Origin of the sequence: Acinetobacter parvus DSM 16617 = CIP 108168, assembly GCF_000368025.1 — a bacterium.
In the GTDB taxonomy this organism is placed as follows: domain Bacteria; phylum Pseudomonadota; class Gammaproteobacteria; order Pseudomonadales; family Moraxellaceae; genus Acinetobacter; species Acinetobacter parvus.
Window position 1 is genome coordinate 1,462,771 of record NZ_KB849212.1, and the last position, 12,427, is coordinate 1,475,197.

Genomic DNA, 12,427 nt, shown 5'->3' on the forward strand with positions numbered 1-12,427 from the left:
GCACCTGTAAAGTCACTTGCAGATGCCGCATGTCTATTCAGTCATTTTTTATTGCTAAAAACCCATCTTTTTTATTTGTTGAGTGAAATAGTCAACTTTGTGTAAATCCACAATGAATATAGGTGCTTAGCTTTAAATTTATTTTACCAAATGATAAAAATAAGTATTTAAAACCACGATATTGCAGCCATTGCCCAACATGACCAGATGAAAGTTGCAGATCAGGCAGAGTATCATAGCGGCTGATTTATCTGATCAAGAGTTTATCTATGTCAAGTTGGTTTCCAAAATGGCAGCCGTATCAGGGAAAGATTGATCATCGCCCTGTTGCGACAAACGAATATTTACCGCCCTTACAAAGTGCGGTATTAGGGGTACAACACGCATTTGCAATGTTTGGTGCAACTGTACTTGCCCCATTGCTGATGGGATTCAATCCCAACCTTGCCATTTTAATGTCAGGGATTTGTACCATTATCTTCTTCCTGATCACGGGTGGACGTGTACCAAGTTATCTGGGTTCAAGTTTTGCCTTTATTGGTGTCGTTGCAGCCGCAACTGGTCACATAACTGGATCAGGAGCCAATCCAAACCTTGCAGTTGCACTCGGCGGCATTGTGGCCTGTGGTATTTTCTATGCCCTGATTGGCTTTGCCGTGATGCTGACTGGCACACGCTGGATTGAAAAACTGATGCCACCTGTGGTGACAGGCGCAATCGTGATGATCATTGGTCTCAACCTTGCCCCTGTGACCATCAAGGGTGTGGCGGGACAGCCTTTTGAAATGTGGATGGCACTGATCACAGTATTGTGTATGGGCATTATCGCGGTGTTTACCAAAGGCCTGCTACAGCGTTTACTTTTATTGGTGGGTTTATTGATTGCATACGGACTTTATGCTGTTGCAACCAATGTGCTCGGCTTAGGCAAAGCCATTGATTTTTCTCAGATTGCAGCCGCGCCATGGTTCGGTATTCCAAGCTTCTCACATCCAGCGTTTGACATGAATGCAATTCTGATTATTGCCCCTGTGGCACTGATTCTGGTTGCCGAGAATTTAGGCCATATCAAGGCAGTGGGAGCGATGACAGGCGAAAACCTGACCCCACAATTGGGCAAGGCCTTTGTTGCCGATGGTTTAGCCACCACCCTGTCAGGTAGTGTCGGTGCGCCTGGCATGACCACCTATGGTGAAAATATTGGAGTGATGGCCGTTACCCGTGTCTATTCAACCATTGTGTTTGTAATCGCTGGTGTGTTCGCCATTTTTCTGGGGCTTTCACCAAAGTTTGGCGCGGTGATTAGCACCATTCCAACAGCGGTTCTGACAGGTGCCTCCATCGTGGTGTTTGGCTTGATCACCATTGCTGGAGCGAAAATCTGGATCGAAAACAAGGTTGACTTCTCCAACAATAAAAACTTGATTGTGGCTTCAGTGACCATTATTTTGGGTGCAGGCAATTTTGAACTGCTATTTGGCAACTTCAATCTGGGTGGAATCGGAACAGCAACATTTGCAGCGATTTTCCTGAATTTGTTGTTTAGCTTAAAAAATAAAAACTAAAATCGTGGGCAGCTTAGGCTGCCTTTTTTATTTATTCTTGGCTTTCCTGCTTATATTTCTCTTCCAGCACATTACTGATAATACTTTCAATCATCCATACCCGATACAGGCTATTAAACACATAGCTTTGCCCATCAATCCGTAATTCCAGTACAGGAAAGTCGGGTTGGTGCTTCTGCTGGCATAGCTCATCATTCTGTTTTAATAAGGCCTCAACATCCTGTTCGGTGACCTGCTCAATCTGCAAGCGCTTTTGCATCCGCTGAAAATGCGCCTTAAAGGATAAATCCTTACCTCGTGTCCATACGCTTTCCAAAATCTGGTGGATCACATCCACCTGCTGTTCCTCTGCAACACTGTAAAAGAGCTTCGCCATTTCATAGGTGGCTTCTTTGGTTGGACGACAGAATGGGGTGAATGCCACCTGTGTACGTTTGGAAACACGGGTCGCCAGACTCCAGTCAAACCAGTCCCGCCCATGATAGCTCAGCGGATAAACGCTCAATTGAATATTATAATAATTGGCCAGCTCTTCCTTGATATAGGCCAGCAACAGCCAGCTCATCGGGTCTTCAAGCGCAATATACAAATCCAGCTCTGGTTGCAATGCCTGAACTTCTGCCAGTGCCTCACCATCATTGATCAGATGTTCACGCCATTCAATATGGTTGATCAGGAAAATTGGATTGCCCGTCAGCAGTTTTTGCTGTTTAAGACGGCGGGTTAGACGCAGCAAATCATCTACAGCCTGATATTTACGTTCGCCAAATTCGAAATAGCTGGCGGCTACAGGTACATCTTTAAAGATACGCTCAGGATAATCCTGTGGCGCCTGATGCTGGCTTGCCATGGCATACAGGGTACGCAACTTTCCATATTGCTGCTGCCACAGCATATGAAACACATCTTCAAGCAAATGCAGAAAATTTTGTTCTCGTAATGGGGTATTTCTTAAAATTGTCTCAGCCTGCTGTAAAGCTTCTGCACTAGGAATCTCTGGGGTGTCATCAAAACCAAAACGGTGCTGTTTGGCGAGGATTTTTGCATCATTTAGACAGTAACTTTGCCAATCCTGTCTGGACATGCCATTCGGGGGTTCTGCATCCTGTCTTGAGATAATGACTTTTAGGGGTTTAAGTTCATCACTCAAGATCTCATTGAGTTGATCAAGCTGCTGCACTGCCAGATAGCTATAAACATCATCCAAACGGAGGTAAATCGTTAAACCCTGTTCCGTGGGTAACACCGCCTGACGAGAGGGTTTTTGATAGAACCAACTCGATCGGATGGGATCAAACCAACGACGTAACAAAGACATGTCAATCGCCTCTAAGCGTAATGAATTTATAGAAAAGTAGATTATATTCTCAAGTTTACTGGCAAATGAGAATCAAGTGTATTCAGTATCTTATATTATAAAATGAGAAAAAAGTCCCTTTTTTATCAAAAGGGACTGAATGGGCTTACAAAACTCGTACCGCACCTTTTGCGGCACTGGTTGAATGCATCGCATAAATCTTCAAGGATTTAGACACTTTACGTTTACGCTCTTCCACTGGATGCCAACCTTTGGCTTCCTGTGCCGTACGACGGTGTGCCATCGTTGCATCATCAACATCAAGGTGAATGCTACGATTCGGAATATCAATTTGGATGGTATCACCATCTTCAACCAGACCAATTGCACCACCTTCCGCTGCTTCTGGAGACACGTGACCAATGGATAAACCTGAAGAACCACCAGAGAAGCGACCATCGGTAATCAAGGCACAGTCCTTACCCAAACCTTTCGACTTCAAGTAACTGGTTGGGTACAACATTTCCTGCATGCCTGGACCACCACGTGGGCCTTCATAACGAATGACAACGATGTCACCTGCCACGATCTTATGATCTAAAATCGCTTCAACCGCTGAATCTTGGCTTTCAAACACGCGAGCCGTTCCCGTGAATTTAAGAATCGAATCATCCACACCCGCAGTTTTCACGATACAACCATCTAAAGCAATGTTGCCGTAAAGGACTGCCAAGCCACCATCTTTAGAGAAAGCATGTTCAGCATTACGAATCACACCTTTCTCACGGTCACCATCCAAAGTTGAATAATAACGGTTTTGTGAAAATGCCACTTGAGTTGGAACACCACCTGGTGATGAGCGATAAAACTCATAAACATCTGCATCTTCAGTGCGGATAATATCCCACTTGTCTAAAGCATCTTTGAGAGTAGGTTCATGTACCGTTGGGCAAGAGGTGTTCAGTAAGTTAGCACGATCGAGTTCACCCAAGATCGCCATGATACCCCCAGCACGGTGTACATCTTCCATATGCACATCCGACTTTGCAGGTGCAACTTTAGACAATACAGGTACTTTACGAGATAAATTGTCGATATCATCCATAGTGAAATCAACTTCTGCTTCATGTGCAGCAGCAAGCAAATGCAATACGGTATTGGTAGAACCACCCATTGCAATATCCAAAGTCATCGCATTTTCAAATGCTGCTTTGGTTGCAATTGAACGTGGCAGAATGCTGTCATCATTTTGTTCATAATAACGCTTCGCAAGTTCAACGACTAAACGACCTGCTTTTAGGAATAGTTTTTTGCGGTTAGCGTGAGTTGCAACAATAGAACCATTACCCGGCAATGATAAACCTAAAGCTTCAGTTAAACAGTTCATTGAGTTTGCAGTAAACATACCCGAACATGAACCACACGTTGGACATGCCGAACGCTCAAATGCTGCAACTTCTTCATCGGTATAGCTTTCATCTGCTGCAACGACCATGGCATCAACTAAGTCGATTGCCTTTTCATCACCACGGAATTTGACTTTACCCGCTTCCATAGGACCGCCAGATACGAACACCACTGGGATATTCAAGCGCATTGCAGCCATCAGCATTCCTGGTGTGATCTTGTCACAGTTCGAGATACACACCATTGCATCGGCACAATGTGCATTCACCATATATTCTACAGAATCGGCAATTAAATCACGTGATGGTAGTGAATACAGCATCCCGTCATGGCCCATGGCAATCCCGTCATCAACGGCAATGGTATTAAATTCTTTTGCGACACCACCAGAAGCTTCAATTTCTCGTGCAACCAGTTGCCCTAAATCTTTAAGATGCACATGTCCAGGAACAAATTGGGTAAATGAATTGACCACCGCAATAATTGGTTTGCCAAAATCTTCATCTTTCATACCTGTCGCACGCCATAAACCGCGCGCGCCAGCCATATTTCTTCCATGTGTTGATGTTTTCGAACGATAATCAGGCATTTTTGATTCCCAACAAGTTTGTGCTCGAGAAGAATAGAACATTCTCTCTGGCGAAATGATACTGAGCTGTTTCCATCATACTACAAGTTATCGTTTAACTGATGACCAACAGGCCTATCTTTTTTACACAAATGCAATTCAGCCCGTGAATTAGGGACTCGTCACGTTTTCGCTTATAATTTGCGATAAGTTTTATTTGGATTCCATTTGTGAAAATCATTTTTGCTGGTACGCCTGAATTTGCGGCAACCGCATTGGCGGCATTATTAAAAACATCACACCAGATCATTGCGGTTTATACCCAGCCTGACCGTAAATCAGGACGTGGACAAAAATTAACACCATCGCCTGTTAAACAATTGGCACTTGAACACAGTTTACCTGTCTATCAACCTTTGAATTTTAAAGCGTCTACTGAAGAAGGTTTGGCAGCTCGACAAGAACTTGCTGCTCTAGGCGCTGATGTCATGGTGGTTGCAGCCTATGGTTTAATCTTACCGCAAGCGGTTTTAGATACCCCTAAATATGGTTGCCTGAATATTCATGGTTCTTTACTTCCTCGCTGGCGTGGTGCTGCGCCAATTCAACGTGCAATCGCAACTGGAGATGCTGAAACAGGCATCACCATCATGCAAATGGCAGCAGGTTTGGACACAGGCGATATGATGTACAAAACCTATTGTCCAATTACAGCAGAAGATACCTCTGCAACCTTGCATGACAAATTGGCGACTCAAGGTGCTGAAGCGATTTGTGCCGTGCTTGAGTCAGAGCAAAGCTTGCAGGATTTTATCGAAAAACGTGAAGTTCAAGATGAATCCCTCACGGTTTATGCACATAAATTAGTGAAATCAGAAGCACGAATTGATTGGACGCAAACTGCAATCCAAATCGACCGCAATATTCGAGCGTTCAATCCTTGGCCTGTGGCTTTTATTCAATTGGATGAAAATAATGCTTTACGTGTTTGGAGTTCAATGCTCTCTGAACACAACAAGGCAGATGCACAAGTCGGTGAAATCTTGGCTTTAGATAAACAGGGTGTTCATATCGCCTGTGGCAATAACACTGCGGTATGCCTCACCAGTCTGCAATGGCCAGGTGGCAAGGCCCTAAATCCTGTACAAATTGCCCAAACTCAAAAATTACATCTTGGACAAATTCTCCCATGAGCCAATCGAATCAATCATCTGCAAAAAATTTGAATTTGCGCGCACAAGTGGTCAAAACACTTTTGGCGGTTCAAAACGGGCAATCTTTGGCTTCTGTTTTAAATCAACATATCAATATTGTTTCTGAACGTGACCGTGGTTTATATCACGAACTTACTTTAGGTTGTTTACGCCAATGGTTTTCTTTAAAAGCAATTACCTTACCCTTACTTACGAAGCCATTGGACAATGAAGCGCTAGAAAGTTGTTTATATCTAGGTTTATATCAAATTTTATGTACGCGTATTCCTGTACATGCTGCAATTTCAGAAACGGTAAATGCGGCTAAGCAACTCGGTTTTGAGCCAATGAGTGGTTTGGTCAATGCGATTCTGCGTCGTGTTTCACGTGAAACAGCTGAATTTGAAAGCGCTTTGAATAATACGCATGGTTTACCAAGCTGGTTATTCAAGCGACTTAAAAAAGATTGGCCTGAGCAAGCAGAAACTCTATGCCAAGCCTTAAAACAAGTGGCCCCTCTGACCCTGCGCGTCAATGAACGTCAAATCAGTCGTGATGAGTATCTTGATATTTTAGATGAAGAACAGATTGATGCCCGTCCTTGTATGCTTTCAGATGTGGGTATTGTTCTGGAACAAACGGGCAATATTACCCATTTACCTGGTTTCGAAGAAGGTGGCTTTTCTGTTCAGGATGAACATGCCCAATTGTGCGCGATGCTTTTACCGAACTTAGATAACCAAGTGGTTGTCGATGCCTGTGCTGCACCAGGCGGTAAAGCTGCACATATCCTTGAGCGATTTAACCCGAAAAAACTGATTGCACTTGATCATGATGCAAAACGTTTACTGCGAGTTTCTGAAAATTTAGAACGTCTTGTACTAGATCAACATAATGTTGAGATCGTGACAGCTGATGCAACCACTTGGCAGGCTAAAGAAGCTGTGGATTGTATTGTATTGGATGCGCCTTGTTCCGCAACAGGCGTAATTCGTCGTCATCCTGATATCCGCCTGCTCAGACAATCGACTGATATCGCACAGACAGTGGCCTTACAGCAACAGATTCTCCAACAGATGTGGCAACAGCTCAAAGTTGGTGGAACGCTGTTGTATATCACCTGCTCCATTCTAAAAGCTGAGAATGAACAGCAAATGGCTGCATTCTTTGCGGAACATGCAGATGCCGAGGAAATCAAAATCGAAGCCAATTGGGGCATTGAACAGAACTACGGTCGTCAATTATTACCAACTGCACAATCAGGTGATGGTTTCTACTATTGTCAGATTAAGAAATTAGGCTAATAAAAAAGCAGGCTTCAAAGCCTGCTTTTTTTTTATTGATTTAATTCAAACAATTTAAATGGTTACGATTGCTGCTCTTTCGCAGCATTTTCATCATAAAAAGCAAACAGGCTTTAACCTAATTATTTCAGGAAATCAGTTAATTTGAGTAGGTCAAATACAATTATAATGGGTATTTTAAATGGCGATTCTGTCTAAACTCACCGATACACTGGCAATTAAAACAATTGAAGCCTATCAGCAACACCTCTCACCCATAAAGGGATTTAAATGCGCCGCGGGTCAGCTTTATGGTGGCACGACCTGTTCAGGTGCAGTCAAAAATATTGTCCAGAAACAGGGACTGATTTCAGGCCTGCCTGCGATCTACCGACAATTTTCCAGTTGCCATCAGGCTGCCAAAACCCTTGCTACATATCCGACCCAGCCCATGAATGCTTTCTGTTGCTGTGTCCTGCCGATTCCCTTGTAAATCTCCACCTGATTTGAATTCGTATAAAAAACAGCCCTACATTGAGGGCTGTTTTTTTACTCATTTACTAAAGCGTATGCTGGTCTTTTACATCTTCCAGAACATCATCTGCTTCTTCTGGATGCTTCATCAGATGCAGAATGGACAAAGCCAGTCCACCCCAAATAAAACCCATTGAAATAATCATCATAATAATAGCGGAAGTATTCATTCTAGACTCCTAGCGATCTTTCATCTTGCTGAGCACCATTGCAACCACAGCACAGAAAATCACACTGCCCCATCCAAAGATGCCCAGTAAACTCATACTGTAGGTATCGTAACCACTTTTCACCAGATTAAATACCGTCATGCTTAAGGTGGTGAGCAGGATCAGTGAGGTAATCACGGTGAGGGTAAAATCCCATCCCTTGCCGAGTTGAATCGTTGAAATACGGTTGACATGGTCACGAAGCTCAAGCAGGGCTGAACGTTTAAACCACGCAATACTGATAATTGAAATCAATGCGCCACCAATAATCCCGATGTTATTGATGAAGTGATCGACGATATCCACCAGTTTAATCGCATTCACGCTTGAAAACAGGATCACTGAAACCAGTGCACTGCCCCCACCAATGATGGTTACTGCTTTCTTACGGCCCCATTTCAACTTGTCCTGCATTGCCGCAATTGGCACTTCCAGAATACTGACCATGGAAGAAATACCCGCCACAAACAGTGAGGAGAAGAACAATAGACCAAATAGGTCAGCACCCGCACCCAGACTTGAAATGATTTTTGGGAATGCAATAAATGCAAGGCCAATACCACCACTGACCACATCCTGCACTTCCTTGCCTGCGGTATGCGCCATAAAACCCAATGCCGCAAAAATACCAATACCCGCCAGAATTTCAGTTGACGCATTGGCAAAGCCAACGATCAAGCCAGAACCTGTCAAATTGGTTTTAGGCTTGAGATAGGAGGCATAGGTCACCATGATCCCGAAACCAACGGATAGCGAGAAGAATGTATGGCCATACGCCGCCAGCCACACTTTATAGTCCATCATCGCAGACCAGTTCGGAGTAAAGAATGCGTTTAAGCCCTCAACCGCACCAGGCAAACGTAGTGACTGAATCACAAGAATGGTGAACAGTACGAACAGCAACGGCATGAAAATCTTGTTGGATAATTCAACACCCTTTTTTACACCACCATATAGAATGACCAAGGTCAGCGCCCAGATTCCCACAATTGGCCAAAACAGGTGACTGACAAACTGAAAATCAAAACCCGTTGCCTTTGAAGTCTGCAAATAGGTATTGAAGAAGAAACTTTCTGGATCACTGCCCCACGCCTGACCGACTGAGAAATAGATATAACTTCCCGCCCAGGTCAGGACGCTGGCATAGTACAAACCAATAATGATACAGACACACACCTGCCACCAGCCAAGCGTCTCGCCGCCTTTAAACAGGGCACAGTAGGCTTTGGGTGGTGAATTACGCGCACGATGACCAGTTGCATAATCCAAGAATAAAAGAGGTAAACCAGCTGTAATCAGTGCGAGTAAATAGGGGATAAGAAACGCACCACCACCATTTTCGTAGGCAACATAAGGAAAACGCCAAATATTACCCAAACCTACAGCCGAACCAACGGCTGCAATAATAAAACCAGATCGTGATGTCCAGTTTTCACGAGAATCTGCCATATGACACCTAAATATATACCGCTGGCATTTTTCATACTGCGTTAGGTTTTATTATCCAACAGACATGAAAAGTGCCATAAAAATCCTGTTTTGCTTGCATGAAATTTCAACCTTGTGGGCCTCTCATTTTCATGAACAAACAAGCAAAAACCAAACCATCTTCCTTAAAGATTGGATTTTGTTTTTCTGCTTTTTAATAGCCGAACAATACCTGTTTTTATTTCTTTTTACTGTAATTTCTGTCTGAAAAATTATGTTTTTTAAATAATTGATTATTTTTCAACTGAATGTTATTTTAACCGTATAGTCAAATTATTGCCGTCCAGCATATAAAATATTCAAGTGAAATCCTCTTCCACCTACGCCTTTTGCATTTGTCCTTTTTATTTCCTTTTTAAAAAATTAAATTTAGATTACTGCATATTTTTCTGGATCACTATATGATTCGCCCAATCTTAGATGAATTCACAACAATTCATTACTTTTTTAGCGACTTAATTAGGAAAATTCAATGAAAGTATTAAAATTATCACTGCTTGCTCTAGGAATGGGCTTAAGCGGTTTGGCACAGGCAGATGTCATTGGTGTCAAGGGTGACCTAAGTTACTGGGCTTACGATGGTCAGGCCAACATGGCTGCCCAGACAGCGGCAAGTGATCAGGACCTTGAGCGTAAAGGTGCAGCCCAACTATCACTGGCAATCGAGCATCCTGTTCCACTTATTCCCAATGCCAAAATTCGCTATGTAAATTTAAAAACCCAAACTGAAAATGAAGTTGCTGGACAACCAGTCTATGACATTAACATGGATCATGCAGACTTCATTCTATACTATGAAATTCTGGATAATATCGTAAATGCAGATGTTGGTGTGGGTGCAACCACCCTGAACGGTCATGTCACCACTCTTGCTCTCAGCAAAACAGATATTGATAAGACAGTTCCTGTGATCTATGCAACAGCAGGTGCAAAACTTCCATTTACAGGTTTAAGTGCCAAGGGCGAAGTGCTGTATAGCAACTTCAATGATGCCAAGATCACCGATGCCCAGGCAGAACTACAGTACAACTTTATCGATAACCTACTGGTTGATGTGGGCTTAAAGGCAGGTTACCGTATTCTGGACATTAAATTGGACGACTACGAAAAAAATGACCTTAAATTTAATTTCAAGGGTCCTTATATTGGCTTAGATATCCATTTCTAAATATCAAGCCAGATTAAAAAGCGGAATCAAGTGATTCCGTTTTTTATATCTAAAACTATAGCTGAATACTTAATTTATCATCACACCTAAAACTATAGTCAAATCATTATAAAACTAATACAATGGTGCAATGAGTTATTCAGAACATTTTAGACGTAAAATTTTAGCTAAGCTTGAGGAAGGTTATTCTATTCGAGCGGTAGCTGCACAATTTGAAATTAATAAAAATACCATTGTTGAATGGAAGAAACGTATAGACATTAAAAAAACTCGTGTACGTAAACCTTCTAAAATTAACGATGATGCTTTACGTGAAGATGTTGAAAAGTATCCTGATGCTTATCAATATGAACGTGCTGCACGTTTTAATTGTGGTGTTTCATCTATTGGTGCTGCATTAAAGCGCTTAAATATTACAGTTAAAAAAAGACGTTAAGCCATCCTAAAGCAGATACAAGGCTTAGGGATAAATTTATTCAGCAAGTGAATGAATTAGAAAAAAACCACCCGATTATTTATCTGGATGAAAGTGGTTTTAAGTCACATGATTATAGACCTCATGGCTATTCACGAAAAGGAGTACCCTGTTTAGGGCAATATAATTGGCAATTAAAGAATCAGACCAATGGCGAATTCAAACATGAGGTGCGACAGTTTCAAAAGCCATATGATAATCAACAAGCTGAGCAAATTTCTCTAATGGTGTAAGCCAATCTAACGCCTTTCTAGGACGAGTATTCAGTGACATGGCAACTTGATTTAAATAATGCTGATCTGCCTGATTTAAATCAATCCCTTTAGGTAAATATTGCCTAATTAAACCATTCATATTTTCGCATGTGCCTTTTTGCCAAGGTGAATGTGGGTCACAGAAATATACATCTATGCCTAAATCTTCTTCGAGTATTTTATGTTCTGACATCTCGCGTCCACGGTCATAGGTCAACGTTTTACGCAGTTCTGCAGGTAAATATTTCAGAGCTTCAGTTAAAGCCTTGCGCACTGATTCTGCCTTTGCATCAGGTAATGTTGCCAAGATACAGAGCCGTGTATTTCGTTCAATAAGTGTTGCTATCGAACTTTTATTGTCTTTACCTTTAATTAAATCAGCTTCCCAATGACCCGGTATTTTTCTTTCTTGAACTTCGGCTGGGCGCTCATGAATAGTTTTAATATCCTGTAATATAGAATCTTTTTTAGGTTCACCGTTAGCTTTTCGCTTTTTATTTTCATGACGCAGACAGGATAATAAGTCTTTTTTCAACTCACCCTTGGGTAATGCTCGTATCGTTGAATAAATCGTTGTATGGCTTACATTCATTGTTTGATCCAAATCAGGAAATGTCTTTAAACGCTTTGCTATTTGCTGAGGAGACCATAAACAACGGATCGCTTCAACAATAAATTTCCAGAGGATTGAATCGATTTTGAGTTTTCTGTGACCACGTCTACGTCTAGCGAAGGTGTTATCAGAAGCATATCGAGCTTGATAAACGTCATTGATGCTATTTCTTTTAAGCTCACGATAGATCGTACTAGGATGTCTTTTAATGAGTTCAGCAAATTTTCTGGCTGAAAAGCCTTCTTTTCTTGACTCAAGCATTAATGCAGTACGATCTTCAAAGTTAAGATGATGGTATGACAATTTTATATACTCCATAAACCCTTTAAATTAATTAGGTGGTTTATGTCGCACTTCAAGTTTTACTCTGCCA

11 protein-coding genes are annotated in these 12,427 nt (G+C 42.1%); 6 read left to right on the forward strand and 5 right to left on the reverse strand.

Annotation, left to right across the window (positions count from 1 at the left end):
- Window positions 1–269 precede the first annotated feature (269 nt).
- A complete protein-coding gene (locus F988_RS13670; protein WP_004683675.1) occupies window positions 270–1,565 on the forward strand; it encodes a solute carrier family 23 protein in 1,296 nt (431 codons plus the stop codon).
- A gap of 31 nt (window positions 1,566–1,596) precedes the next feature.
- Here the strand turns inward: F988_RS13670 and F988_RS13675 are convergent, their stop codons facing one another.
- Window positions 1,597–2,883, reverse strand: a complete 1,287-nt coding sequence (locus F988_RS13675) for a hypothetical protein (protein ID WP_004683677.1) — start codon at window positions 2,881–2,883, stop codon at window positions 1,597–1,599.
- A gap of 145 nt (window positions 2,884–3,028) precedes the next feature.
- Complete coding sequence (gene ilvD, locus F988_RS13680; RefSeq protein ID WP_010589197.1) at window positions 3,029–4,858, reverse strand: dihydroxy-acid dehydratase; 1,830 nt, start codon at window positions 4,856–4,858, stop codon at window positions 3,029–3,031.
- Between the two features lie 209 nt (window positions 4,859–5,067).
- On the opposite strand from ilvD, the gene fmt reads away from it, so the two are divergent.
- From fmt to yidD, 3 genes are all read left to right on the forward strand, one after another.
- Entirely contained in the window at window positions 5,068–6,030 is a 963-nt protein-coding gene (gene fmt / locus F988_RS13685) for a methionyl-tRNA formyltransferase (RefSeq protein ID WP_004683682.1), read from the forward strand.
- Complete coding sequence (gene rsmB, locus F988_RS13690) at window positions 6,027–7,334, forward strand: 16S rRNA (cytosine(967)-C(5))-methyltransferase RsmB (RefSeq protein WP_004683683.1); 1,308 nt, start codon at window positions 6,027–6,029, stop codon at window positions 7,332–7,334. Before fmt ends, rsmB begins: the two co-directional genes overlap by 4 nt.
- 181 nt (window positions 7,335–7,515) lie before the next feature.
- A complete protein-coding gene (gene yidD, locus F988_RS13695; RefSeq protein WP_004679216.1) occupies window positions 7,516–7,806 on the forward strand; it encodes a membrane protein insertion efficiency factor YidD in 291 nt (96 codons plus the stop codon).
- A gap of 67 nt (window positions 7,807–7,873) precedes the next feature.
- Here yidD and F988_RS14890 read toward each other — a convergent pair whose 3' ends face one another.
- Together F988_RS14890 and F988_RS13700 are read right to left on the reverse strand one after the other, a co-directional pair.
- Window positions 7,874–8,017, reverse strand: a complete 144-nt coding sequence (locus F988_RS14890; RefSeq protein ID WP_004683685.1) for a methionine/alanine import family NSS transporter small subunit — start codon at window positions 8,015–8,017, stop codon at window positions 7,874–7,876.
- Window positions 8,018–8,026: 9 nt separating this feature from the next.
- A complete protein-coding gene (locus F988_RS13700; protein WP_004683687.1) occupies window positions 8,027–9,505 on the reverse strand; it encodes a sodium-dependent transporter in 1,479 nt (492 codons plus the stop codon).
- 511 nt (window positions 9,506–10,016) lie between these two features.
- Here F988_RS13700 and F988_RS13705 point away from each other — a divergent pair.
- Entirely contained in the window at window positions 10,017–10,712 is a 696-nt protein-coding gene (locus tag F988_RS13705) for a TIGR04219 family outer membrane beta-barrel protein (RefSeq protein WP_004679219.1), read from the forward strand.
- Between the two features lie 130 nt (window positions 10,713–10,842).
- Window positions 10,843–11,148 (forward strand): IS630 transposase-related protein, encoded by a 306-nt coding sequence (locus F988_RS13710; RefSeq protein WP_004683688.1) that lies wholly within the window; start codon window positions 10,843–10,845, stop codon window positions 11,146–11,148.
- Window positions 11,149–11,346: 198 nt separating this feature from the next.
- Here the strand turns inward: F988_RS13710 and F988_RS13715 are convergent, their stop codons facing one another.
- Window positions 11,347–12,372, reverse strand: a complete 1,026-nt coding sequence (locus F988_RS13715; protein WP_004994718.1) for an IS30-like element ISAba125 family transposase — start codon at window positions 12,370–12,372, stop codon at window positions 11,347–11,349.
- Between the last annotated feature and the right edge of the window lie 55 nt (window positions 12,373–12,427).